Annotated in this window: 22 protein-coding genes; 5 read left to right on the forward strand and 17 right to left on the reverse strand. The window is 65.8% G+C overall.

The genetic code is table 11. The features are described from left to right. The 15 genes from WDX12_RS11995 to WDX12_RS12065 form a co-directional block, all read right to left on the reverse strand. Complete coding sequence (locus WDX12_RS11995) at positions 1-1,026, reverse strand: nucleotidyltransferase family protein (protein ID WP_434725005.1); 1,026 nt, start codon at positions 1,024-1,026, stop codon at positions 1-3. A gap of 280 nt (positions 1,027-1,306) precedes the next feature. Further along, positions 1,307-2,293 carry a dihydroxyacetone kinase subunit DhaK gene (gene dhaK / locus WDX12_RS12000; protein WP_434725006.1) on the reverse strand — a complete coding sequence of 329 codons (987 nt, stop codon included), beginning with the start codon at positions 2,291-2,293 and terminating at the stop codon, positions 1,307-1,309. Positions 2,294-2,325: 32 nt separating this feature from the next. Next, the gene (locus tag WDX12_RS12005; RefSeq protein ID WP_434725007.1) at positions 2,326-2,751 is read right to left on the reverse strand and encodes a hypothetical protein; all 426 of its coding nucleotides are present in this window, start codon (positions 2,749-2,751) and stop codon (positions 2,326-2,328) included. A gap of 13 nt (positions 2,752-2,764) precedes the next feature. Next, positions 2,765-4,339 (reverse strand): phosphoenolpyruvate--protein phosphotransferase, encoded by a 1,575-nt coding sequence (gene ptsP / locus WDX12_RS12010; protein WP_434725008.1) that lies wholly within the window; start codon positions 4,337-4,339, stop codon positions 2,765-2,767. A gap of 41 nt (positions 4,340-4,380) precedes the next feature. Continuing rightward, positions 4,381-4,683, reverse strand: coding sequence for an HPr family phosphocarrier protein (locus WDX12_RS12015; RefSeq protein WP_320294318.1), 303 nt, complete (start codon positions 4,681-4,683; stop codon positions 4,381-4,383). Positions 4,684-4,702: 19 nt separating this feature from the next. Further along, positions 4,703-5,092 carry a dihydroxyacetone kinase phosphoryl donor subunit DhaM gene (dhaM, locus tag WDX12_RS12020; RefSeq protein ID WP_140544084.1) on the reverse strand — a complete coding sequence of 130 codons (390 nt, stop codon included), beginning with the start codon at positions 5,090-5,092 and terminating at the stop codon, positions 4,703-4,705. Continuing rightward, positions 5,092-5,691, reverse strand: a complete 600-nt coding sequence (dhaL, locus tag WDX12_RS12025; protein WP_434725009.1) for a dihydroxyacetone kinase subunit DhaL — start codon at positions 5,689-5,691, stop codon at positions 5,092-5,094. The genes dhaM and dhaL overlap by 1 nt, the downstream gene beginning before the upstream one ends. Positions 5,692-5,701: 10 nt before the next feature. Further along, positions 5,702-7,342 carry a dihydroxyacetone kinase subunit DhaK gene (locus tag WDX12_RS12030; RefSeq protein ID WP_434725010.1) on the reverse strand — a complete coding sequence of 547 codons (1,641 nt, stop codon included), beginning with the start codon at positions 7,340-7,342 and terminating at the stop codon, positions 5,702-5,704. 78 nt (positions 7,343-7,420) lie between these two features. Then, entirely contained in the window at positions 7,421-8,434 is a 1,014-nt protein-coding gene (locus WDX12_RS12035; RefSeq protein WP_434725011.1) for an ABC transporter ATP-binding protein, read from the reverse strand. After that, on the reverse strand, positions 8,427-9,533 hold the full coding sequence (locus WDX12_RS12040; RefSeq protein WP_434725012.1) for an ABC transporter ATP-binding protein: 1,107 nt from the start codon (positions 9,531-9,533) through the stop codon (positions 8,427-8,429). Before WDX12_RS12040 ends, WDX12_RS12035 begins: the two co-directional genes overlap by 8 nt. Before the next feature lie 2 nt (positions 9,534-9,535). Then, complete coding sequence (locus WDX12_RS12045) at positions 9,536-9,739, reverse strand: hypothetical protein (protein ID WP_434725013.1); 204 nt, start codon at positions 9,737-9,739, stop codon at positions 9,536-9,538. Positions 9,740-9,956: 217 nt separating this feature from the next. Further along, positions 9,957-10,907: a carbohydrate ABC transporter permease gene (locus WDX12_RS12050; RefSeq protein WP_040988681.1), complete on the reverse strand. Its 951-nt coding sequence runs from the start codon at positions 10,905-10,907 to the stop codon at positions 9,957-9,959. Continuing rightward, a complete protein-coding gene (locus WDX12_RS12055; RefSeq protein ID WP_320294471.1) occupies positions 10,904-11,851 on the reverse strand; it encodes a carbohydrate ABC transporter permease in 948 nt (315 codons plus the stop codon). The genes WDX12_RS12050 and WDX12_RS12055 overlap by 4 nt, the downstream gene beginning before the upstream one ends. A 123-nt stretch (positions 11,852-11,974) precedes the next feature. Then, positions 11,975-13,303, reverse strand: a complete 1,329-nt coding sequence (locus tag WDX12_RS12060; protein ID WP_434725014.1) for an ABC transporter substrate-binding protein — start codon at positions 13,301-13,303, stop codon at positions 11,975-11,977. Positions 13,304-13,555: 252 nt separating this feature from the next. Continuing rightward, the gene (locus WDX12_RS12065) at positions 13,556-14,254 is read right to left on the reverse strand and encodes a PIG-L deacetylase family protein (protein WP_434725015.1); all 699 of its coding nucleotides are present in this window, start codon (positions 14,252-14,254) and stop codon (positions 13,556-13,558) included. Positions 14,255-14,275: 21 nt separating this feature from the next. Between WDX12_RS12065 and WDX12_RS12070 the strand changes: the two genes are divergently transcribed. The 5 genes from WDX12_RS12070 to nhaA all read left to right on the forward strand — a co-directional run bounded on the left by WDX12_RS12070 (position 14,276) and on the right by nhaA (position 21,715). Continuing rightward, entirely contained in the window at positions 14,276-15,166 is an 891-nt protein-coding gene (locus tag WDX12_RS12070) for a DMT family transporter (protein ID WP_434725016.1), read from the forward strand. 56 nt (positions 15,167-15,222) lie between these two features. After that, entirely contained in the window at positions 15,223-17,685 is a 2,463-nt protein-coding gene (hrpB, locus tag WDX12_RS12075; RefSeq protein ID WP_434725017.1) for an ATP-dependent helicase HrpB, read from the forward strand. 359 nt (positions 17,686-18,044) lie between these two features. Further along, positions 18,045-19,370 carry an ActS/PrrB/RegB family redox-sensitive histidine kinase gene (locus WDX12_RS12080; protein ID WP_434725018.1) on the forward strand — a complete coding sequence of 442 codons (1,326 nt, stop codon included), beginning with the start codon at positions 18,045-18,047 and terminating at the stop codon, positions 19,368-19,370. A 311-nt stretch (positions 19,371-19,681) separates the two neighbouring features. After that, positions 19,682-20,245 (forward strand): ActR/PrrA/RegA family redox response regulator transcription factor, encoded by a 564-nt coding sequence (locus WDX12_RS12085; RefSeq protein ID WP_127227806.1) that lies wholly within the window; start codon positions 19,682-19,684, stop codon positions 20,243-20,245. A gap of 279 nt (positions 20,246-20,524) precedes the next feature. After that, positions 20,525-21,715 (forward strand): Na+/H+ antiporter NhaA, encoded by a 1,191-nt coding sequence (gene nhaA, locus WDX12_RS12090; RefSeq protein WP_434725019.1) that lies wholly within the window; start codon positions 20,525-20,527, stop codon positions 21,713-21,715. A 252-nt stretch (positions 21,716-21,967) separates the two neighbouring features. On the opposite strand, the gene WDX12_RS12095 is transcribed toward nhaA, so the two are convergent. Next, positions 21,968-22,468 carry an MmcB family DNA repair protein gene (locus WDX12_RS12095; protein WP_320294330.1) on the reverse strand — a complete coding sequence of 167 codons (501 nt, stop codon included), beginning with the start codon at positions 22,466-22,468 and terminating at the stop codon, positions 21,968-21,970. A 121-nt stretch (positions 22,469-22,589) separates the two neighbouring features. Continuing rightward, positions 22,590-22,826: a hypothetical protein gene (locus WDX12_RS12100; RefSeq protein WP_434725020.1), complete on the reverse strand. Its 237-nt coding sequence runs from the start codon at positions 22,824-22,826 to the stop codon at positions 22,590-22,592. Positions 22,827-22,940 lie beyond the last annotated feature (114 nt).

Consider the following 22,940-nt stretch of genomic DNA (forward strand, 5'->3'; position numbering starts at 1 on the left):
TCAGGCTGGATACGGTCGCGGCCGTGCCAGCCTCTGCACCCAGCGGAAGGCGTCGCGGCTGAGGCGCGAGCGCAGCTTTTCGCGCGAATTGACCCGAAGCAGCATGTTGCCGGTGATCAGCCATTTCGCCAGTCGTATCGAAAGGTCCGGCTTGATGCGGTTGGCAAGCTCGATCGCGCGTGGCGCGCCGAACAGGCGTCCGGTGACGTTGAGAACCGTCGCCAGCTCGAGCTCGATGCCGGTCATGCGCGCGGCATCGAGCAGCCGCGCTTCGTCTTGAGGCGATTTCAGCGACCGCACGCCTTGCAGCACGTCGACGCAGAGCTGCAGGCGGTGGAACTTGTGGCCGCCGGCGGCGTGGACGATGGCGATGGTGAGCAGCGCGGCCGGCGTGTCGGTTTCGCCGTCGTCGATCGCCTGCAGCTCCCGGAACCCGAGCGAAAGGCGGCGGCGCATACCGGTGTCGTGCACCAGGTTGCCGTGCAATTCGATCAGCAGGCTCGAGTTCTCTTTCTCCAGCCATTTGAATTCCTGCAGTTCATGCGACTCGGCCTGATCGCTGCCGAGCTCGAACCCGCATTCGCCGATGGTCTTGTTGGCCTCCTCGATGCTGGCGGGGTCGACGAGGATGTCGATGTCGGTGAAAGGACGATCCGCAACCTGGCTATAAAGCTTGCGCGCGAACACTGGTCCTTTGACGATCCGGGCCGGCACGCCTTTTGCCGCCAGTGCTTTCATGATGCGGTCGCCATGGTACTGCAACAGCATCGACTGGCCGGTCGCCATCGTCGCCTCGTCGCGCAACTCCGACAATTTCCGCTGCAAGGCTGCGTCCTGCGGCAGTCGGGCGTCGCCGATTTGCCTGAGTTTGCGCAGCATGATCGGCAGCACGCCGTGGAACTCCGCGTTGGCGAGCAGCGCCAGCAGGGTTTTTGCCGCAAGGCCATTGCCGATGGCGGCCGATGCTTCGGGGTCGGCGAAGGTCAGCAGCTGTTTTTCATCGGCAGGCGCAAGAGAAGGCAGCATCAATCTGATCGGGATTCATTCATGGAAGACAGATATGGCAGATATGGTTGCAGAAAAGCATCAGGGATGCCAGCAGCGCGAAGGCAAAGCCCGCGCATGAATTGACAGTGCGAAGAGCTTTGCCGCATGCTCGCAGCGTGGAGTTGGAGGCGTCAAAATGACCAAGAAGCAATATCAAGCGCCGGTTTTGCGCAAGGCTGGCAGGCTGTCCGCCGTGGTGGCCGCCTCAAAAACACCGGTCTAGTCCGGAATTTGCCGCTTCAGCCTCGGCTGACGCCGGCTAAATTCCCCAGCGCAGCGCCGCCGTGCGCACCGGGGCATCCCACAGCGCCGTCATGTCGTCGTCGAGCATGGTCAGCGTGATCGAGCATCCCGCCATGTCGAGCGAGGTCACATAGGACCCGACGAGCGAGCGGACCACCGTCACGCCCTGTTTCTCGAACATCCTGCGGGCGCTGTTGTACATCAGATAGAGCTCCATCGACGGCGTGCCGCCGAAGCCGTTGACGAACAGTAGCGCCGGCCCTTCGGCGCGGTTGCCAAGGTCGCCGGCAATCGCCGCGCAGACCTCCTCGGCGATAGCGTCGGCGCTTTTCAGCGCGTCGCGGCGCCGGCCGGGTTCGCCGTGGATGCCGACGCCGAATTCCATCTCGCCGTCACCGATCTCGAAGGTCGGCTTGCCAGCGGCGGGCACCGTGCCGCTGGTCAGCGCCACGCCCATCGAGCGCGTCGCGGCGTTGACGCGGTCGCCCAGCGCCTTGAGCGCGGGCAGAGGCATGCCTTGCTCGGCGGCGGCGCCGACGATCTTTTCCACCACCAGCGTACCGGCAACACCGCGCCGTCCGGTCGTGTAGGACGAATTCTCGACCGCGACGTCGTCATTGGTCACCACCTGCAGCACACCATCCGCCATCTCGGCCGCCATGTCGAAGTTCATCACATCGCCTTCGTAGTTCTTGACGATGAACAGACAGCCGGCGCCGGTGTCGACGGCCTGAACGGCGGCCAGCATCTGGTCGGGCGTCGGCGAGGTGAAGACCTGGCCGGGGCAGGCGGCGTCCAGCATGCCATGGCCGACAAAGCCGCCATGCAGCGGCTCGTGGCCGGAGCCGCCGCCCGAGATCAGCGCCACCTTGCCTGGCTTCAATTCCCTGCGGCGGATGAACTTGTGTTCTTCGCCCAGCACGAGGATGTCGGCATGGGCCGCGGCGAAGCCATCGAGGCTTTCGGTCAGGACCGTGTCCACGGCGTTCAAAAATTTCTTCATGGCGTCCTCCCAAACAGCCCGGCAACAAAAGGTCAGCCGCTGCCCTTGCCGGCGATGCTGGTTATTTTCTGGATGAATTCGTTGATCGCCCGGTCGAGCGCGGCGTTCTGCCTGTCGTCGCCGAAATCCGGCACAATCAGCGAGACATGGCGTGTCCTGCGCTGCCCGGAGGCCGTGGGCACCTTGCCGGGATGCGCCTGGTGATAGGCGGCCATGAACTGGTCGCGCTCCGCCTGGCTGAAATGGCAGACGGAAAAGATGGACGGCAGATGCTTTGACGGGATCGGGATCGAATAGGTCGGACTGGAAATCTGCGTGACGAAGCTGCGGTGCTTGCCGAGCGCATCGGCCAGGCGCTGGCGCATGCCGGACGGGCGCTGGTCGATCACCTGCGACAGGATCGTCTTGTAGGCGCGGATCGCCTCTTCCGAGCCAGCTTCCGGGATCTTTTCGGTCATGGCCATGCCGCACCTACACCGCAACATCCGCAATGGCCGCCTTGGCCATGGCGAGTTGCGTTGGCGCGACCGACAGGTCGCGCAGGCCGGCCTCGAGCAGCGCCGGGATGGCTGCCGGATCGCCGCCCGCGTCGCCGCACAGGCTGACCGGAATAGCTTTCTCGCGTCCGAAGTCGGCAACCGCAGCGATCAGCCGCAGCACCGCCGGGTGACGGACGGAGTTGAGATGCGCGACCGCGGCATTGTCGCGCGCGGCCGCCATCACATATTGCGTCAGGTCGTTGGAGCCGATCGAGAAGAAGGCGACATCGGCGAAGGCCTCCGGCGCCAGCGCCACGGACGGCACCTCGACCATGATGCCGAGCGGCGGCAGCCTGTGCGCGACGCCGTCAGCGGCAAGCGCGGCCTGCTCCCCGGCGAACAGCGCGGTGGCTTGGGCGTACTCGTCAGGCGTGGCGATCATCGGGAACATCACCTTCAGATTGCCGTGGATGGCGGCGCGCAGCAATGCCCGTATCTGCACGCGGAAGATATCGCGTCGCGCCAGCGAAAGCCTTATACCGCGCAGGCCGAGGAAAGGATTGGTCTCCTCGACCGTGAAACCCGGCACCGGCTTGTCGCCGCCGGCGTCGACGGTGCGGATGGTCACCGGTTTGTCGCCGGCCCATTCCAGTACCTTGCGGTAGGCGTGATATTGCGTCTCCTCGTCCGGCAGAGCCTTGCCGAACAGGAATTCGGTCCGCATCAGGCCGACGCCGTCGCAGGTCGCGATATCGATGCCTTCGACGTCGGCAGGGTAGGCGATGTTGACCTGGACGCGCACGGCGGTGCCGGTCTTGGTCGCCGCCGGCTCCGTCAGGAATGTTCGCGCCGCGCCCTGGCGGTCGGCGAAGGAGGCGGCGGCTTGCCGGAAGGCTTCGATCTCGGCCGGCGACGGCGAAAAGACGATCCCGCCGCGCTCGGCATCGAGCAGCGCGACGCCTGTTAGCGATTCGGCTGCAGCGCCGAGACCGACGACCATCGGCACGCCGCGCGAGCGCGCCAGCATCGCGACGTGGCTGGCGGCGCTGCCGCGCCTGAGCGCTATGCCGCCGCCCTTGCTCCAATCGGTTTCGAGGAAGCGCGTCGGCGCGATGTCCTCGCCATAGAGGATCGCGCCCAGGGGCGCCGCGGCCTCGCTGTCCTCGCTCAGCGCCCGCAGCACCTGGTCGCGAATGTCGCGCAGGTCCGCGGCGCGGGCGCGGAAATAGTCCTGGTCCGACGCTTCGTAGCCGGCGATCTCGCCGTCCAGCGCCGCGCGCCAGGCGGCGTCAGCCGGCTGCCCGGAAGCGATCGACGCGAAGGCCGGACCACCCAGCGCGTCGTCCTCCAGCATGGCGATGTGGAATTCGAGGATGCCGGCGGCGTCGCCATCGGCGGTTTCGATCAGCGCCGCCAGCCGACCGACGGCCTTGCCGATCGCCCCCTCCAGCGCGGCTCTCTCTTCTGCCGCTCCCGCCTTGGCTTCGTAACCGGCCGGAGGCTGGTCGAGGTCGAACAGCGAGCCTTCGGCATAACCGGCCGAGGCTGGAACACCCTCAATGCGCATGGTCCGCGTTCCTTGTGGTCGGGGAACCGGGTTGGCTGGCATCAAGCGGACCGGGCATGGTCCTTATCCTCGTCGAAGTCGCGCCGCACCAGGTCGACCAGGGCGCCGACCGCCTCGCGCGCGCCGTCGCCCTTGGCGCGGATGTGCAGCAGGGTGCCTTTGGGCGCCTTCGCCGCCATTACCTTGACGATGCTCTTGGCGTCGAACCAGGGCCCATTGGCCGCCACCGCCACTTCCACCTCGGCCGCGAACGACTTGGCGAGCTTGGTGAACTTCACCGAAGGGCGCGCATGCAGGCCCACCGCGTGGGTGATCAGGACCGTTGCTTCGGCGGATGCGGACATTCGGTCGGTTCCCGTTCGTTCACGACGGCGACAATTCATGCGCCGTCGCCACCACTTCCTTGAGCGAGGCGCCGCCGGAGGATTCGGTTGCCGCCATCACCGCGCCCTCGACGATCGGCGCGTTGCACACGACTATTCTGTGGGAGCGCGGCTCGCCGATCATCTCGACGGCCATCTCCGAGTTGGTCTCGGCGCCGCCGAGATCGACCAATATGGCGACGCCTGCTTCCGACCAGGCCTTGTCGATCGCGCCCATGATCGCCTCGACGCTGGTGCCGAGCCCGCCATGGCCGTTTCCGCCGCACCATGCAAGCGGCACTTCGTCGCCCACCATCTGGCGCACCATGTCGGCCGTGCCCTCGGCGACCAGGGGCGAATGCGACACGATGACGATCCCGACATTGCTCATCAAATACCCTCGACAGTTTCGGCGACTGCGCGCACCAGAAGCGCGGTCGAGCGCGCTCCGGCGTCCATATGCCCGATCGAGCGCTCCCCCAGGAAGGAGGCGCGTCCGCGCAGGGCCTTCATCGGCACGGTGGCCTCCGCCGCCTTGTCGGCTGCATTGGCGATTTCGGTAGCCGTCCTGCCTTGCGCCAGCGCCTCATACACCGGCTGCAGCACGTCGAGCATGGTTTTTTGTCCCGGCTGCGACTTGCCGCGCGCCGCGACCGCCTCGATCGCCTTGCCCAGCGCCACCGTAAGCCCGTTGCGATCGGGTGCTGCCGGCAGGTCCTTGCCGAGCGCCATGAACAGCGTGCCGAACAGGGGCCCGGAGGCGCCGCCCACGGTCATCACCAGCTTGGTGCCCACCGCCTTCAGCGCCTCGGGCAGCGGTTTGGCCGCGAAGGCGTCCGCCTCGGCGCGCACCGCCTCGAAGCCGCGCTTCATGTTCAGCCCGTGATCGCCATCGCCGATCGCCTGGTCGAGCGCGGTCAATTCCTCGGCATGCGCCGCGATCGTATCGGCCGCCGCCGCGATCAATTGGGAGAAATCGGATGCGGCCATCGTCTGTCCTTCAGGCCGGGGCGAACAGCGTCGCCACGGCAGCGAAGACTTCGGCGACCGCGAAGGCGCCTGGATCCGCTGTGTCGAGCTGACTGCCGATATAGGCGGAACGGCCGGCCTTGGCCTTCCGCATCGCGGCTGTTGCCGCGGCGCCTTGCCGCGCCGCTTTTGCCGCCGCTTCCGGTCCGCTCGCATCGAGGGCTTTCAGCGCCGGCTCCAGCGCATCGACCATGGTGCGGTCGCCGACCTTGGCGCCGCCATAGAAGGTCATCCGGTCGAGCCCGGCGAGCAGCGCCTTGGGCAGAGTCGCGCCAAAACCCATAGTCTGCGCGGCGGCAGTGAAGAAGATCGACAACAGCACCCCGCTCGAGCCCCCCATGGATGCGCCCAACGTATCGCCGATCGCGGCGAGCGTTGCGGCTCGGTCGGCAAGCGGCAGCGCGTCGATACGCTCGAGCACGCTGCGCGCGCCCGTCGCCACGGTCGAGCCGGTGTCGCCGTCGCCCGCCTTGGCGTCGAGCGCGTTGAGGGGCTCTTCGAGCGAGATCAGCTTCTGGCAGGCGGCTGTGATCAGCCGCTCGGCGGCCGCATCGCGGCTGGCGGGCTTGGTGGTTGCGCCGATGGCGGGCCTGGCCATCGCCACGACGACCGGGGCGCGGACCGGCTTGGCCGGCAGCCAGGCATGCGGGCCGACCGGTGCCTTGAGCGCCGCCTCGCGCTCCGCGTCCAACCTGAGCAGCGACAGCGAAAAGCCGTTCATGTTGAGCGCGGTCATCAGGTGACCGGGGCCTACGGTCAGCGCCACCGCCTTCGCCAGCGGCGAGGCGAGCACGGTATTGGCGATGAGCGACATTTCGAGCGGCGGCACCGATCCGAGATTGTTGATCAGCAGAGCGTAACGGCCGTGCGGATCGAGCCGCGCCGCGAGGCGTTCCGCCATGATGGCGACCAGCTTGCTGACGGCCTCCAGGGCGATGCGCTCGACGCCCGGCTCGCCGTGGATGCCGAGGCCGAGCTCGCCGTCATTGGCGCCGAAGCGCTCCTCATGCGCCTGTCCGGGGATCGAGCAGGAAGAGAGCGAAATGCCGAGCGAAACAATGTCCTTCGCGGCCGCGCGCGCCGCGGCAGCGACCGACGCCAGATCCCGGCCGCTTTCGGACAAATGCCCGGCGATCTTGTGCACGAACAGCGTGCCGGCGACGCCGCGCGGTTGCGCGATGTCGGGCAGCGCGATGTCGTCGCCGACGATCACTATCTCGACCGACAGGCCCTCGGCGCGCGCCTTCTCGGCCGCCAGACCGAAATTGAGCCGGTCGCCGGTGTAGTTCTTGACGACCAGCAGGCAGCCGGCGGGGCCGGTCGTGGCGCGGATCGCCGCCAGCACCGCCTCGACGCTCGGCGAAGCGAAGATCTCGCCGGAGACGGCCGCCGTCAGCATGCCGGCGCCGACGAAGCCCGTATGCGACGGTTCATGCCCGGCGCCGCCGCCCGAAACCACGGCCACCTTCGTCTTGTCCCAGTCGGCGCGCAGCACGACCTTGATCTCGGGATAGCCGTCGAGGCGGGCGAGCGCGCCCGACCCCGCCGTGGCCAGGAAGCCGTCCAGCGCCTCGGTGACGATCGTGTCCTTGCGGTTGAAAAAGTGCTTCATGGATTTCGTCCAGTCCGTATCTGCGGTCGTCGATCAGTGTGCGTATAGGGCGGTTTGCAATTATGTGGCGCGAGCCGGTTACATCAGTCTTTGCCCGTCCGGGCCGAAATAGAGCGGCGCGATGTAGCGGATCGTCACCTTGTCTCCCTTCGCGAGCGGCGTGTCGGGGTCGGTCAGCGTCACAAGCTTCTTCGCCCCCACCGTCACGTGCAGGTGGTTCTGGTCGCCGAGATGCTCGACCCAGTCGACGACGCCGTCGGCATGGCCGTTCATCGCCCTCTCGATCGCCAGATGCTCGGTGCGGGCGCCGATCGTCGTCGTTCCGGTCGGCGCGCCGCCGTCGGGCAGCAGCCCGGCCGGCAGAAGGTTGATCGCCGGCTGGCCGAGCCGGGCGGCGACATGAAGGTTCGCCGGCTCGGAATAGATCGCCCGCGGCGTGCCGATCTGCACCAGTACGCCGTCGGCGAGGATGCCGATGCGGTCGGCCATGGTCATCGCCTCGATCTGGTCGTGCGTGACATAGAGCATGGTCGCGCCGAGCTCGGACTGGATGCGCTTGAGCTCCAGCCTCAGATCGGCGCGCAGCTTGGCGTCGAGCGAGGACAGCGGCTCGTCCATCAGGTAGATCGCCGGCTTGCGCACCAGCGCGCGGCCGATGGCGACGCGCTGCATCTCGCCGCCAGACAATTTCGTCGAGCGATTGTCGAGCTTGTGGTCGATGCGCACCATACGCGCCACGTCCTCGACACGGCGGCGCACCGCTTCCTCCGGAAACCGCCGCGCCGGCGAGCGCAGCGGGAACGCCAGGTTGTCGAACACCGAAAGATGCGGGTAGAGCGAATATTGCTGGAAGACGAAGGCGGTGTCGCGCTCGGCCGGCGACAGCGCCGTCGCATCATGGCCGCCGATGTGGATCGTGCCGCTGTCCGGCCGTTCCAGCCCGGCGATCAGCCTCAGCGTCGTCGTCTTGCCTGCGCCGGTCGGCCCGAGCAGCACGACGAACTCGCCGTCCTTGATGGCGAGGTCGAGATCGTTGATCGCGACGGTGTCGCCGAAACTCTTGGTCACGCCCTGGATACGGACATCAGCCATGGCGCGCCTCCGCTGCCTGATCATGCATGGCGGTCCTGACCGCGCGGCCGGAACCCTTGTCGAACAGCGACAGCCGGGCGCTGCTCAAGGCCAGCCCGACCTGTTCGCCGGGGCTGAGATGGATGCCGGCCGGCACGCGCGCCTTGATGATGCCGTCGGCCGTCTCGACGGCGACGATCTGCGTGGTGCCGAGATATTCGGTGCCGTAGATCGCGCCGCGCAGCTTCGAGGCGTCGTCGAAGCGGATGTGCTCGGGCCGGATGCCGAGTGCCATGTCGGCGGGCGCGATGTCCTCGCGCACCTCCGGCACCATCACCTTGGCGCCCTGCACGACGATCTCCTTGGCGCCCTTGGCAAGCCCGCCGCCGAACTTCAGGAAATTCATCGGCGGCGAGCCGATGAAATCGGCCACGAACATCGTCGCCGGGCGGTCGTAGATCTCGCGTGGTGTGCCGAACTGTTCGATGACGCCGTGGTTCATCACCGCAATCTTGTCGGCCATCGACATCGCTTCCATCTGGTCATGCGTGACATAGACGGTCGTAGCGTGGATTCGGTTGTGCAGCTCGCGCAGCTCATGGACCATGAGGTCACGGAATTCGGTGTCCAAAGTGCCGAGCGGCTCGTCCATGAGAAAACACTTTGGGCGTCGCACGATGGCGCGGCCGAGCGCGACGCGCTGGCGGTCGCCGCCGGCGAGGCCGGAGACGGATTTGTCGAGCAGGTGGTCGATGCGCAACAGCTTCGCGGTCTCCTCGACTCTGGCGCGGATCTCTGCCGCCGGCATACCCTGCGCCAGCAGCGGGAAGCCGATATTCTTGCGCACATTCATATGTGGGTAGAGCGCGAAGAGCTGGAAGACGAAGGCGATGTCGCGCTCGCGCGCGCGGCGCATGGTGACGTCCTCGCCGCCGAGCAGGATCTTGCCGCCGGTCGGCAGCTCGAGGCCGGCGATCATGCGAAGCGTCGTCGTCTTGCCGCAGCCGGACGGTCCGAGCATGACGAAGAATTCGCCGTCCTCGACGACGAAATTGGAATCCTGCACGGCGACGAATGCGCCGAAGGCTTTCCTCAGGTTCTGAACACGGATCTCGGCCATCGTTATTCCGGGAATTTCGAGACGATGATGAACATCACCGTGCCGGCGAGCATGGTGACGAATGAATAGGTGTAGAGCGACAGCGCGAAGGGCTGGAACAGCATCAGGAAGCCGATCGCGATGATCGCGGTCGCGATGTTTTCCATCAGGCCGCGCCTTGCCCAGCGCGGCCAAGAGGAGCGCTTGGAGGCAACAGAGCGGTTCATGCGTTCCTCCCTTCCTTCTCCCCGGTTACGGGGAGAGATGGTTGCCAGGTGGTTCCCCCACTCCGTCGCTGCTTCGCAGCGCCACCTCTCCCCCCTCCGGAGGGAGAGGAAGGGAACCTGGCTGAATGAAGTTCGCGCCCTTCCTCTCCCCCGTCGATCGGGGGAGAGGTGTCGAGCGAAGCTCGACGGAGTGGGGGTCGACTTGTTCTCACACCAATCATTTGCGCACCGCGCCGAAGGTGATGCCACGCAGCAATTGCTTGCGGAGCAGGATGGTGAAGACGAGGATCGGCACCAGGAAGATCGTCGTACCGGCGGCCACCGCCGGCCAGTCCTGGCCGCCCTCGCCGATGATGGTCGGGATGAAGGGCGGCGCGGTCTGCGCCGTGCCGGAGGTGAGCAGGGCGGCGAACGCATATTCGTTCCAGGCGAAGATCAGGCAGAAGATCGCCGTTGCCGCGATGCCGGTGGTGGCTTGCGGCAGCACGGTGCGCCAGAAGGCTTGCAGCCGCGTATAGCCGTCGATCATCGCGGCCTCCTCATATTCGCGCGGGATCTCGTCGATGAAGCCCTTGAGCAGCCAGACCGCGAGCGAGACGTTGACCGCGGTGTAGAGCAGGATCATGCCGAGCGCGGTGTCGGAGAGGCCGAGCTCGCGATACATCAGGTAGATCGGGATCGCCACCGCGATCGGCGGCATGAAGCGCGTCGACAGGATGAAGAACAGAAGGTCGTCGGCCAGAGGCACCTTGAAGCGCGAGAAGCCATAGGCCGAGAGCGTGCCGAGGAACACCGCGCAGAAGGTCGAGCCGAAGGCGATGATCAGCGAGTTGACGAAGCGCGGCAGGAAGTTCGACGGCCCGGCGATGACCATGTTGCGCTTGCGCACGGTCTCGTCGCAGAAGCCGGTCGCCGGTCCGAGCGCGTTGATATACTCCGGCGTTTGCCTTGTGCGGGTCGTGAACAGGTTGCAATAGCCCTCGATGCTCGGCTGGAAGACGATCTTCGGCGGATAGGCGATCGAATCCGGCGGCGTCTTGAAGCTGGTGGCGAAGATCCACAACAGCGGCACGATCGAGATCAGCGCATAGGCTATGATGATCGTGCCGGCGATCAGCTTGGCGTTCGACGACGGTGCTACGACGGAATGGGCGGTGGTCAGGCTCATCTCTGCTTCACCTTGTTGAGCGCCTTGACGTAGATGTTGGCCAGCCCGAACACCGCCACGAACAGGATGATGGCGAAGGCCGAGGAATAGCCGGTGCGCCAGCTCTCGAAGGCCTGCCGCTTCAGCGTGATCGAGGCGACCTCGGTGGTCGAGCCGGGTCCGCCGCCGGTCAAAAGGTTGACCATGTCGAACATCTTGAAGTTTTCGATGCCGCGAAACAGCACCGCCAGCATGATGAAGGGCAGCGCCATCGGCAGTGTGATCGACCAGAATTGGCGCCAGTTGGAGGCGCGGTCGACCTCGGCCGCTTCATAGATGTATTCGGGGATCGAGCGCAAGCCGGCGAGGCAGATCAGCATCACGTAAGGCGTCCACATCCAGGTGTCGACGATGATGATCGACCACGGCGCCAGCTCGACATTGGAAAGCATCTGCACATTCGTCGGCGGAATGCCGGTAACGAACGAGACGACATAGGAAAACAGCCCGATCTGGGGCTCGTAGAGGAAGCGCCAGAAATTGCCGACCACCGCCGGCGACAGCATCATCGGCACCAGAATGATGGTGGTCCAGAAGGCGTGGCCGCGGAACTTGCGGTCGATCAGCCAGGCCAGCGTGAAGCCGATGACGGTCTGCAGGAGGATCGTCCAGAACACGAAATGCGCCGTCGTCTGCATGGCGATCCAGATGTCCTGGTCGCCAAGGATGCGCTGGTAGTTTGCGAGCCCCAGATTCTTCACCACCTCGTTGGGGCGGTTGGCGCGGTAGTTGGTGAAGGAGAGATAGATCGCCCAGAACAGCGGGAAGATGTTGATGGCCAACAGCAAAAGGATCGTCGGCGAGATGAACAGCCAGGCGAGGCCCTTGTCGCTGATGCCCCGGATCTTCTTGGCCAACGGTTCCGGTGTCGCCCGGGCAACGTTGTCCGCAGTCCGATTGAGCATGGTCAGTCCTGCTTCGGTCACGGGTCAGTCTCGATGATGGAATTTATCTGAACTGCGTCCCGTGCCAAGGGCGGCACGGGACGCGTCGGTCTGGCTCGGGAGGAGCCTTACATCTTGCCCCGACTACATCTTGCCATCGTCCTGGAAGGTCTGCGTCCAGTCCTTGACCAGACTGTCGAGCGCTTCCTGCGCGGTGCCCTTGTCGGCCACCACATAGTCATGAACGCGCTTCTGCATCGCCTGCAAAAGCGTGGCGTAGCTCGGCTCGGCCCAGAAGTCCTTCACGATCGCCATCGATTCCAGGAACGTCGACGCATAGGGCTGGCTGGCCGGGAACTTGGGGTCGTTCACCACCGCATTGAGGCAGGAGTAGCCGCCCAGCGCCCACCATTTTGCCTGCACGTCCTTGTTGGCGAACCATTTGATGTATTTCAGCGCCGATTCCTGCTTGTCGGAATAGGACACCACCGAGATGCCCTGGCCGCCGAGCTGGGCGAAATGTCCCTTCGGGCCGGCGGGATTGGCGAAGAAGCCGATCTTGTCGCCGCCTACTTTCTCGTCCTTGTAGAGGCCGGGCCAGGTGAAGGCGAAGTTCATGTGCAGGGCAACCTGGCCGGATTTGAAGGCGTCGGCCGATTCACCCATGTAGACGTTCGACGAGCCGGGCGGCGTGCAGCAATCATAGAGCTTCTTGTAGAATTCGAGGCCCTTGGCCGCGTCCGCCGAGTTGACGAAACCCTTCATGTCGTAAGGTTTGTTCGGGTTCTGATAGTCGAAGCCGTAGTCATAGAGGACGTTGGTGACACCCATGGTGATGCCTTCCGAGCCGCGCTCGGTATAGATCGAGGCGCCATAGACCGTCTTGCCGTCGATCTGCCGCTTCTGGAAGAATTCGGCGATCTGCATCAGCTGGTCATAGGTCTTGGGTGGGCCAAGTTCCCAGCCGTATTTTTCCTTGAATTCCTTCTGCAGCTCCGGTCGCGAGAACCAGTCCTTGCGATAGGTCCAGCCGACGACGTCGCCCATCGCCGGCAGCGCCCAGTAGTTCGGCGTGTTCTTCGGCCATTCGGAATAGCCGACCACGGTCGCCGGCACGAAATCGTCCATGCTGATCTCCTCCTTGTCGAAGAAGTCGTTCAGCTTGACGTAATGGCCGTTCTCGGCGGCGCCGCCGATCCACTGGCTGTCGCCGATGATCAGGTCGCAGAGCTTGCCGTGCGAGTTGAGCTCGTTGAGGAAGCGGTCGGCGTAATTGGTCCACGGCACGAACTCGAACTTCATGCCGATGCCGGTTTCCTTGGTGAAGTCCTTGGACAGTTCCACGAGCGCGTTGGCCGGATCCCAGGCCGCCCAGCACAGCGTCAGGTCTTCCGCATGCGCGACGTTCGAGACGGCTGTCGACGCAAAGATCGCCGAGGCCAGTCCCAACGCCAGTTTCAGGGTCGATTTCATGCCTTACCTCCCATTTGCGAAACGCGTCCGGATGACGGTTTCAAGAGCCCTCAACCCTCGCTCCTCCGAGGGCCTAAACAAGGCGCGCTATGCGTCGCCATGGCGCGCGATGCGCCGCCGATGTTTAGTAATTTGTTTAGTGATGCTCTTTTTACTAAACAACGCAAGCGAATTCGTTGCTGCGCCGCAGCATGGCGAAACGGGTGATTGAAATCGTTGGGAAATGACCGCCGGGGCTGTGGCCCGCCGCGGTCAGCCGGCCCGGTCGGCGGGGCCCGGGCTTGCCGTCAGCGGCCGGATCGGCGGCGCCGGCGGCAACAGCGCGCGTATGTCGGCGAAGGGGAAGGTCGGCTCGAAGCGGAAGGCCTCAGCCAGCGCGCCGGGGGCGCCATTGCACTGGCCGGCGCGGAACTCGTTCTGGAGGCGCGCCCTGTGGACATAGTGCTCCGGACCCTGCGAGCGGTGCGTGCGGATCGCCTTCGCCTTGATGTCCCAGTGATGCGAGATCTCGACATAATGCGTCGGCGAAAAACCGGTGCCGCCGAGCGTGTCGGCATGCAACACAGGCACCGCGAAGGACGCCGCGATGCGCACGGCGTCGGACAGGGCGCGGTGGTCGCCATGATAATCGTAGGGCGCGTGGGTGATCGCGAGGTCGGGCCTCACCTCGCCGATCAGCGCCTTCAGCACGGCAATGAACGCAGCATCGGCGATGAGCGCGCCGTCGGGGAAATCGAGGAAACGCGGCTCGACGCCGAGCAGGCCCGCCGCCCTGGCCGCTTCCTCGCCCCGCAAGCGTGCAAGCGCCTTCGGGTCGCCCTTGCCGCCCTTGGCACCATCGGTGGCTATGGCAAAAGTCAGCTCTGCGCCTTGCGCGGCATAGGCGGCCAGCGTACCGAACATGAATATCTCGATGTCGTCGGGATGCGCCCCCAGCGCCAGTATCTTCACGTCTTCTCTCCCGGAAATGGTATGCCGAACGGAATCCTGCTCGCTCTCATCGCCTATGCAAGCTATTCGTTCAGCGACGCCGTCATCAAGAGCCTGGGCGGGCAGTTCACCGTCTTCGAGATCGGCTTCTTCTCGACTTTGTTTGCCGGCTGCTTTTTGTTCTTCACCAGGCCCAGCGACGAACGCTGGCGCGACGCCTGGCGCACCAAAAGGCCCTGGGCGGTGCAGGCCCGCGCCCTGGCGGGCATCGCGTCGGGCGTGCTCAGCGTCTTTGCCTTCACCACCATTCCGCTGGCGGAAGTCTACGCGCTGATCTTCCTGGCGCCGTTGCTGGTCACCATCCTGTCGACGGTCATCCTGAAGGAGAGGGTCGGTCCCTGGCGGTGGCTGGCCGTCGTCGCCGGCTTCGTCGGCGTCATGCTGGTGGTGCGGCCGGGCTTTCGCGAATTGCATCTCGGCCATCTCGCCGCCTTCGCCAATGCCTTCCTCGCCGCCACCAGCGTCATCCTGATGCGCTCGCTGGCCCAGCAGGAAAAGCGCACGACCATTCTCGGCGCGCTGGTCGGCTATGGCCTGGTCTTCAACGGCGTCGGCGCGGCCGCGACGTCGTTCTCGCTCCCTGGTCTCGGCCAACTGGTCTGGCTGATGCTGGCCGGCGTCTTCACCGCCGGCGGGCAGCTGCTGCAACTTCTTGCGGTCAAATACGCGCCCGCCAATCGTATCGCGCCGACGCATTACTCGCAGATCGTCTGGGCGGTTATCCTCGGCGCGCTGTTCTTCCAGGAATATCCCGACTGGCTGTCACTGGTCGGCCTGGCGGTGGTCGGCGCCTCCGGCTTGCTGACGATGGTGCGCGAAGAGGTGAGGCTCGGCACCGTGCGCTGGAATCCGTTTTCGCGCACCAGGCTTTGACCGCGCACCGGCCGCGCAAGTTGCATGGTGACCGCGACCGCTGATATGCGGGCCAGATGACGACGAAATCCCTGCCGGAGCTTCCGGTGACAGCTATGCTGCCGGCACTCGGCGAAGCACTCTCGCGGCGCAACAGCGTCGTGCTGGTGGCGCCGCCAGGCGCCGGCAAGACCACGCTGGTGCCGCTGGCGCTGCTCGATGCGCCATGGCTGGGGCAAGGCCGGATCGTGCTCCTCGAACCGCGCCGGCTCGCCGCCCGAGCCGCCGCCCGCCGCATGGCCGAATTGCTCGGCGAAGAACCCGGCGGCACGGTCGGCTACGCCATGCGCATGGAGAACCGCACTTCGGCGCGGACGAAGATCCTGGTCGTCACCGAAGGCGTGCTCTCCCGCATGATCCTCGATGACCCGGAATTGCCCGGTGTCTCGGCGGTGATCTTCGACGAATTCCACGAGCGTTCGCTCGACGGCGATTTCGGCCTGGCGCTGGCGCTCGACGTGCAGGGTGCGCTGCGGCCGGACCTGCGTCTGCTGGTCATGTCGGCGACGCTCGACGGTGCGCGCGTCGCGCGGCTTTTGTCGGAAGCGCCGGTGATCGAAAGCCAGGGCCGCGCCTTTCCGGTCCAGATCCGCTACGACGAACGGGCCGCCGGCACGGCGATCGAGGACGCGATGGCCAAGGCCGTGCGCGCCGCCCTGGCCGGCGAGCAGGGCAGCGTGCTCGCCTTCCTGCCCGGACAGCGCGAGATCGAGCGCACCGCCGAGCGGCTCGTAGGCGATGTCGCCGCCGACACCGACATCGTGCCGCTCTATGGCCAGCTCGACAACCGGGCGCAGGACGCGGCGATCAAGCCGGTGCCGGCCGGCCGTCGCAAGGTGGTGCTGGCGACCTCGATCGCCGAGACCTCGATCACCATCGACGGCGTGCGCGTCGTCATCGATTCCGGCCTGTCGCGTCTGCCGCGCTATGAGCCGGCGAGCGGTCTGACAAGGCTGGAGACGGTGCGTGTCAGCAAGGCTTCGGCCGACCAGCGCGCCGGCCGCGCCGGCCGCACTCAAGCCGGCGTGGCGGTGCGCCTGTGGCGTGCCGAGCAGACCGCGTCGCTTCCCGCCTTCACGCCGCCGGAAATCCTCGAGGCCGATCTGTCGGGCCTGCTGCTCGACTGCGCCGCTTTCGGAGTCGCCGATCCGTCGAGCCTTTCCTTCCTCGATCCGCCGCCGGTACCAGCGCTCAACGAGGCGAGGGTGCTCCTGGAGGCGCTGCATGCCATCGACGATGCCGGCAGGCTGACCGAGGCGGGCGCTGCGATGCGCAAATTGGCGCTGCCGGTGCGGCTGGCGCATATGGTGGCCGAGGCGGCGAAGACCGGCCATGCGCGGGAAGCGGCGACGCTTGCCGTGCTGCTCACCGAGCGTGGACTGGGCGGCGACAGCGCCGACCTGGAGCGGCGTCTGATCCGTTTTCGCGGTGAGAAATCACCCCGCGCCAATGCCGCCAGGCAGCTCGCCGAGCGTTTGGCCAGACAGGCCGGTGGCCGGCAGGACGGCGAGGCGGCCTCCGCCGGCTCGCTCCTCATCCATGCCTGGCCGGACCGCGTCGCAAGGGCGCGCGGCGAGCGCGGCCGCTTCGTGCTCGCCAACGGCTCGGGCGCCATGGTCGATGCCGCCGATCCGCTCGCCAATGACACCTGGCTGGTGGTCGCCGACCTGCAGGGCAAGGCGCAGAACGCCCGCATCACCGCCGCCGCGCCGGTCGGCGAAGCCGATATCCGCGCCGCCCTTGCCGATCGCATCGAGATGAAGCGCGAGGCGACCTTCGATCGCGAACGCCGCGCCGTGCGCATGCGCGAGACCGCCAGGCTCGGCGCCATCACGCTGTCCGAACGCATGCTGCCGGCGCCGTCCGGCGCCGATGCCGACCGCGCCATGATAGATGCTTTGCGCGAGCACGGCCTGTCGCTGCTCGACTGGGGCAAGGAAGCGGAGGCGCTCCGCCAGCGGCTAGGCTGGCTGCATCGCGGCCTCGGCGCACCCTGGCCCGACGTTTCGGATGAAGCGCTTGTCGAAGGCCTCGACGATTGGCTCCTGCCGTTTCTCTCCGGCGACGCCTCCTTCACGGCCATCAGGCCGGCGACGTTGTCGTCGGCGCTCATGGCGCTGGTCCCGCACGACCTGCAGCGCAAGGTTGAAGCGCTGGCGCCGACCCATTTCGACGCGCCGTCGGGCAGCCACGTGCCGATCCGCTATGACGGCGAATGGCCGGTGCTGGCGGTCCGCGTGCAGGAGCTGTTCGGCCTCGACCGTCATCCGGCGATCGCCAATGGAACCGTACCGCTGACGCTGGAGCTCCTCTCGCCGGCGCACCGGCCGATCCAGACGACGCGCGACCTCCCCGGCTTCTGGCGGGGCTCCTGGGCGGATGTGCGCACCGACATGCGCGGCCGTTACCCAAAGCATGTCTGGCCGGAAAACCCGCTGTTGGCCGCCGCCACCAGCCGCGCCAAGCCGCGTGGGACGTAGGCTTGCGACGGAAGCTTCGGCGGCCTCGCGTTACCGGACGACATATGTTGGCGATTGGCGCAAACGCCCATCACGTCGTCATCCACGGGCGGAGCAAGGAGCGAAGCGACGCGCGTAGACCCGAGGATCCATGCCGTGACTTCGAAGCGCTGCGGCGCTGCAGAATTCTGCTCCGCTGCATTCTACGGTCAAGGTAACGGAATGGATCCTCGGGTCTGCGCTCCGCTTCGCGTCGCTCCGCCCGTGGATGACGAATCGCGAAGGGCCTCGGCCAGTCACTCGGCGCTCTGCTGCCGGCCTCTCAAGTCCGCTAACAGCACTACTAGCGCTTACCCTCCTGCGGCTATAATCGTAAGTCGATGATCAACATCCTGCGCGCGCCCGATACCCAGCAAAGCCAGCGGTTGCGGCTCAACACGCTGATCCGCCTGCGCTGGCTGGCCATCGTCGGCCAGAGCCTGACGGTTCTTGTTGTCGCCTATGGCCTGAAATTCCCGCTTCCGGTGTCGATGTGCTTTGCGTTGATCGCCTGCTCGGCCTGGATGAATCTGTGGCTGACCTTCCGCTATCCGGCGGCGCACCGGCTTACCCCGCTTTCGGCCTTCGCCATACTCACCTTCGACGGCATCCAGCTCACCGGCCTGCTCTATATGACCGGCGGCCTGACCAATCCGTTTTGCGTGCTGCTTTCGGTGCCGGTCGTCATCTCGGCCGCGTCGTTGCCGCTGCGCATGACCGCGGTGCTAGGCGCGCTGGTCATGATAGCCGCCACGCTGCTGGTGTTCTTCCATTTGCCGCTGCCCTGGTACGAGGGATCGCCGCTGCCGATGCCCTTCATCTATGTCGCCGGCATGTGGATGGCTGTGTTCGCCTCGATCGCCTTCACCGCCATCTATGCCTTCCGCGTCGCGGCGGAGGCGCGCCTGCTCGCCAACGCTTTGGCCGCCACCGAGCTGGTGCTGCAGCGAGAGCAGCATCTGTCGGCGCTGGACGGGCTGGCGGCGGCGGCCGCGCACGAGCTCGGCACGCCCTTGGCCACCATCACCGTTGTCGCCAAGGAGATGGAAAAGGCGCTCGGCAAGGATCCGAAATACGGCGAGGACGTGAAGCTCCTGCGCTCGCAGAGCGAGCGTTGCCGCGAGATCCTGAAGCGGCTGACCAGCCTTTCGTCGGAAGGCGAAGCGCATCTGTCGCGCATGCCGCTCACCTCGTTGATCGAGGAGGTGACGGCGCCGCATCGCGATTTCGGCATCTCGATCCGGTTGCGGCCCGGCGAGCGCATCGGCCCGGAGCCTGTCGGCCAGCGTAACCCCGGCGTCATCTACGGGCTCGGCAACCTTGTCGAGAACGCCGTCGATTTCGCCCGCAAGTCGGTCACCGTCAGCTGGAGCTGGGACAATGAGGCGGTCACCTTCTCGATCACCGATGACGGGCCGGGCTTTCCGGCCGAGATCATCGACCGCATCGGCGAGCCCTATATGTCGACGCGCCAGGGCACGGAGGCCGGCGGCGGCCTGGGCCTGGGGCTGTTCATCGCCAAGACCTTGCTGGAGCGTTCCGGCGCCACCATCGATTTCCGCAATTCGAGCGGGCTGGGCGAAGGCGCTGTGGTCCAGATCGCGTGGCCGCGCGGCGTCTTCCTCAACCAGGACCAGGCCTCGGCCACCATGTTCGACAATGCGTAAACCTTGTGATTACCGCATGGCAGCTCTGTTGCCGGCTCTAAAAATTGGACATTGCTGTTGCGGAATTGTATCTGCGTAAAAGTGAGGCATGTCGCCCAAAATTGTGCAGCCGCGTTTGGCGAGACGGCATGCCTGGAAACAAGGACTTAATGCATGTCGCCCAGAAGTGCGCAGCGGTTCTGGGACAACGACATGCATCAAAACAAGGACTTAAAGTGCGTCGCCTGAATCCGTTTCAGCTCGACGCGCTTTAAGGTGCATTCGTTAGAATTTTGATGCGAAGTGCTCTTGGTCAGTAGGATGCCGATAAGATGAGCGGAGACGAAACGACGGGCGCAATGGTCGAGGGCGAGGACACTTCGCTGCTCATCGTCGAGGACGACAAGCCGTTCCTCACCCGGCTTGCCCGCGCGATGGAGACCCGGGGTTTCGTGGTCGAAACGGCGGAGAGCGTGGAAGAGGCGGTCGCCAAGGCGCGCGCCCATCCGCCGGCCTATGCGGTGGTCGACATGCGGCTCGGCGACGGCAATGGCCTCGATGTCGTTGCAGCCATCCGCGAGAAGCGCGACGACGCCCGCGCCATCATCCTGACCGGCTACGGCAACATCGCCACCGCGGTGACCGCGGTGAAGCTCGGCGCCATCGACTACCTGTCCAAGCCGGCCGATGCCGACGACGTCTTCGCCGCGCTCACCCGCACCTCCGGCGAGCGCGCGGCACCGCCGGAAAACCCGATGTCGGCCGACCGCGTGCGCTGGGAGCACATCCAGCGTGTCTACGAAATGTGCGACCGCAACGTCTCCGAGACGGCGCGCCGGTTGAACATGCACCGCCGCACCCTGCAGCGGATTCTGGCCAAGCGCGCGCCGCGCTGAACAAACGTCGTCATCCTTGGGCGTAGCGCCGCAAAGCGGCGCGAAGACCCGAGGCTCCATGCCGTGACCTTGGCCGAAGGATGCAGCGGAGCAGAATTCTGCACCGTTGGCACCGCTCCGATGTCACGGAATCGATCCTCGGGTCTGCGCTGCGTCGCTTCGCTCCTTGCTTCGCCCGTGGATGACGAAGAGACGGACGTTCGGCCTTGCATCGCCACTGACGCTGCGCATCATTGGATTACAGGTTTCCGGCCAACAGGGCTGGGTCAGAGAGGGATCATGCGAGACGAGCGGCCGAAATCGATCCTGCGCGAATTCCTCGACGGCGAAGCCGCGGGCGGCATCATCCTGATGGTGGCCGCGGCCCTGGCGCTGATCGTTGCCAACTCGCCTTTGGCCGAAACCTATTTCGCCGTCCTGCACGCCTATCTCGGGCCGCTCAGCGTCTCGCACTGGATCAATGACGGGCTGATGGCGGTGTTCTTCCTGCTGGTCGGGCTGGAGATCAAGCGCGAGATGCTTGACGGGCAGCTCTCGACCTGGCCGCGCCGCGTGCTGCCGGGCATCGCTGCCGCCGGCGGCATGGTGGTGCCGGCGCTGGTCTATGTCTTGATCAACCGCGACAATCAGGCAGCGCTTTCCGGCTGGGCGATCCCCACCGCCACCGACATCGCCTTTGCGCTCGGCGTGCTGTCGCTGCTCGGCAGCCGCGTGCCGGCCTCGCTGAAGGTGTTCCTCACCGCTCTGGCCATCATCGACGATCTCGGCGCCGTCATCATCATCGCGCTGTTCTACACCAGCGGCCTGTCGCTTGCTTATCTGGCCGCCGCCTTCGTCGTCATCGGCCTGCTTGTCCTGCTCAACCGTATGCGGGCCATGAAGCTCTGGCCGTACCTCCTGCTTGGCGCGCTGCTATGGGTGCTGGTGTTGAAGTCGGGCGTGCACGCCACGCTGGCCGGCGTGGCGCTGGCGCTGACGATCCCGCTTGAGCGTTCTCCGGGCATCAGCCACGATCTCGAGCACTCGCCGCTGCACCGCCTGGAACACGGCCTGCACAAGCTCGTGCCCTTCATCGTCATCCCGATCTTCGGCTTCGCCAATGCCGGCGTCTCGCTCGGCGGCCTGAGCTTCGCAGCCCTGGTCGAGCCGCTGACGCTTGGCGTCGCCGCCGGCCTTGTGCTGGGCAAGCTGGTCGGCGTCTTCGGCTCCTCGGCTCTCGCCATCCGGCTCGGCCTCGCCGACCTGCCGGCCAATGCCGGCTGGCTGCATATGCTGGGCATTTCGCTGCTCTGCGGCATTGGCTTCACCATGAGCCTGTTCATCGGCCTGCTCGCCTTCGCCAGCGACCCGGCGCTGCAGGACGCGGTGAAGGTCGGCATCCTGGCAGGCTCGCTGATCGCCGCGCTGCTGGGCGCCGCCGTGCTTCTCACGGCGCCGGCGGCCGGCGGGGTTGAAGAGGAAGTGGAGTAGGCAACGCCGCGCCGCCATTTCCTCGCCCCCCGCGAAGGCGGGGGAGAGGTGGCCCGGCGAAGCCGGGACGGAGCGGGGGACGCCCGTGGCGACACCAGAACCAATGCAAGAAGGAATGCAAGATCAGCAATGGGAGGCCTTCGGGAGGCATGGAGACAACAAACTTCCCAACGCCACTCTGGCCCCTCTCCAACCGACTATGCCGGCCTCCTCTCCCACTTGGTACCCACTTGGTGGGGCGAGGAACCAGCGCTACTCGCTCTCGCCATCCAGCGCCGGCACCGCAACGCCGGCAAGCTCGGCTGCCAAGAGCCGCGCGGCGCCCGCGCGGGCGATCCGCAGCATCAGCGCCTTGCGCGTCGCGGCCGCCATGCGGTGCTCAGGCGCATCGCGCATGATCTCCGCGCCATAGCCGTCGGAAAGGATGAAGCCGCATTCCTCGGGAAAGATCTCCTGCGGAACGCCGGGATGGGTGGCGAAGAAGAAGCGGTCCGAATGCAGCCGGTAGTCAGGCCATTTGCGGTCGACCCGAAAATCCTCGATCGAGGATTTGATCTCGATGATCCAGATGTCGCCCGGCCTGGTCAGCGCCACGAGATCGGCGCGGCGCCCGGTGGCCAAAGAAAGCTCAGGCAACACATGCGCGCCCATTTCGGAGAGCAGCCGCTGCACGCCGCGCCGCACCAGCATGGCGCGCTCCGACTGGCGGCCGTCGATCAAAGGGTTGAGGGGAATCGGGGAAACGATGGGCATGGGAAGCACCATGCCAGATTTTGTTCACGGTTTGAACCCCTGAAAGCCGGGCGATTATTTGGTTGGTCCTTCGATGGTCGGAGGCCTAGGGCGGAAAAGGCAGCGGGTTAAAAGCAGATGCCTACGGCGACGCCCGCAACTGCGAATCCTTCGCTCGAAACTCGTCCGCCAGGAGCTTGGCCAGTTGGTCGCGGCTCAGGCTCAATGTCTCCTTCAGGAACCACACGAAGTTGCGCGGGCCGTCTGTCGGCAAGCCGCTTTCCTTTGCCTGGGTGATGACTGCGCGCTGTCGCTCGATCCGCTGTTCGATCTCGCGGACGTGCTGCTCGACGCGTTCGATGTCTTTCTGGATGCCCATGATCCGGCAATCTCATTGTGCGGTCAAAGTAGCACCAAAACCGGAATAGGCGGAGTGCAAAGCCAGCGCGACGCTCGAGCCGTAGCCAAGAGAAGGTTAGGCCTTGCTAATCAT

The organism is Mesorhizobium sp. RIZ17 (genome assembly GCF_051127865.1).
Classification (GTDB): Bacteria; Pseudomonadota; Alphaproteobacteria; order Rhizobiales; family Rhizobiaceae; genus Mesorhizobium; species Mesorhizobium humile.

What these genes read in the sequence shown, in the direction of transcription:
- WDX12_RS12100 (WP_434725020.1), bottom strand. Translation starts at nt 22,826, where the DNA reads ATGGGCATCCAGAAAGACATCGAACGCGTCGAGCAGCACGTCCGCGAG.
- WDX12_RS12050 (WP_040988681.1), bottom strand. Translation starts at nt 10,907, where the DNA reads ATGAGCCTGACCACCGCCCATTCCGTCGTAGCACCGTCGTCGAACGCC.
- ptsP (WP_434725008.1), bottom strand. Translation starts at nt 4,339, where the DNA reads ATGCGCATTGAGGGTGTTCCAGCCTCGGCCGGTTATGCCGAAGGCTCG.
- dhaL (WP_434725009.1), bottom strand. Translation starts at nt 5,691, where the DNA reads ATGGCCGCATCCGATTTCTCCCAATTGATCGCGGCGGCGGCCGATACG.
- dhaK (WP_434725006.1), bottom strand. Translation starts at nt 2,293, where the DNA reads ATGAAGAAATTTTTGAACGCCGTGGACACGGTCCTGACCGAAAGCCTC.
- WDX12_RS12055 (WP_320294471.1), bottom strand. Translation starts at nt 11,851, where the DNA reads ATGCTCAATCGGACTGCGGACAACGTTGCCCGGGCGACACCGGAACCG.
- WDX12_RS12035 (WP_434725011.1), bottom strand. Translation starts at nt 8,434, where the DNA reads ATGGCTGATGTCCGTATCCAGGGCGTGACCAAGAGTTTCGGCGACACC.
- WDX12_RS12015 (WP_320294318.1), bottom strand. Translation starts at nt 4,683, where the DNA reads ATGTCCGCATCCGCCGAAGCAACGGTCCTGATCACCCACGCGGTGGGC.
- dhaM (WP_140544084.1), bottom strand. Translation starts at nt 5,092, where the DNA reads ATGAGCAATGTCGGGATCGTCATCGTGTCGCATTCGCCCCTGGTCGCC.
- WDX12_RS12070 (WP_434725016.1), top strand. Translation starts at nt 14,276, where the DNA reads ATGCCGAACGGAATCCTGCTCGCTCTCATCGCCTATGCAAGCTATTCG.
- nhaA (WP_434725019.1), top strand. Translation starts at nt 20,525, where the DNA reads ATGCGAGACGAGCGGCCGAAATCGATCCTGCGCGAATTCCTCGACGGC.
- WDX12_RS12040 (WP_434725012.1), bottom strand. Translation starts at nt 9,533, where the DNA reads ATGGCCGAGATCCGTGTTCAGAACCTGAGGAAAGCCTTCGGCGCATTC.
- WDX12_RS12095 (WP_320294330.1), bottom strand. Translation starts at nt 22,468, where the DNA reads ATGCCCATCGTTTCCCCGATTCCCCTCAACCCTTTGATCGACGGCCGC.
- WDX12_RS12080 (WP_434725018.1), top strand. Translation starts at nt 18,045, where the DNA reads ATGATCAACATCCTGCGCGCGCCCGATACCCAGCAAAGCCAGCGGTTG.
- WDX12_RS12085 (WP_127227806.1), top strand. Translation starts at nt 19,682, where the DNA reads ATGAGCGGAGACGAAACGACGGGCGCAATGGTCGAGGGCGAGGACACT.
- WDX12_RS12030 (WP_434725010.1), bottom strand. Translation starts at nt 7,342, where the DNA reads ATGAAGCACTTTTTCAACCGCAAGGACACGATCGTCACCGAGGCGCTG.
- WDX12_RS12060 (WP_434725014.1), bottom strand. Translation starts at nt 13,303, where the DNA reads ATGAAATCGACCCTGAAACTGGCGTTGGGACTGGCCTCGGCGATCTTT.
- hrpB (WP_434725017.1), top strand. Translation starts at nt 15,223, where the DNA reads ATGACGACGAAATCCCTGCCGGAGCTTCCGGTGACAGCTATGCTGCCG.
- WDX12_RS11995 (WP_434725005.1), bottom strand. Translation starts at nt 1,026, where the DNA reads ATGCTGCCTTCTCTTGCGCCTGCCGATGAAAAACAGCTGCTGACCTTC.
- WDX12_RS12005 (WP_434725007.1), bottom strand. Translation starts at nt 2,751, where the DNA reads ATGACCGAAAAGATCCCGGAAGCTGGCTCGGAAGAGGCGATCCGCGCC.
- WDX12_RS12045 (WP_434725013.1), bottom strand. Translation starts at nt 9,739, where the DNA reads ATGAACCGCTCTGTTGCCTCCAAGCGCTCCTCTTGGCCGCGCTGGGCA.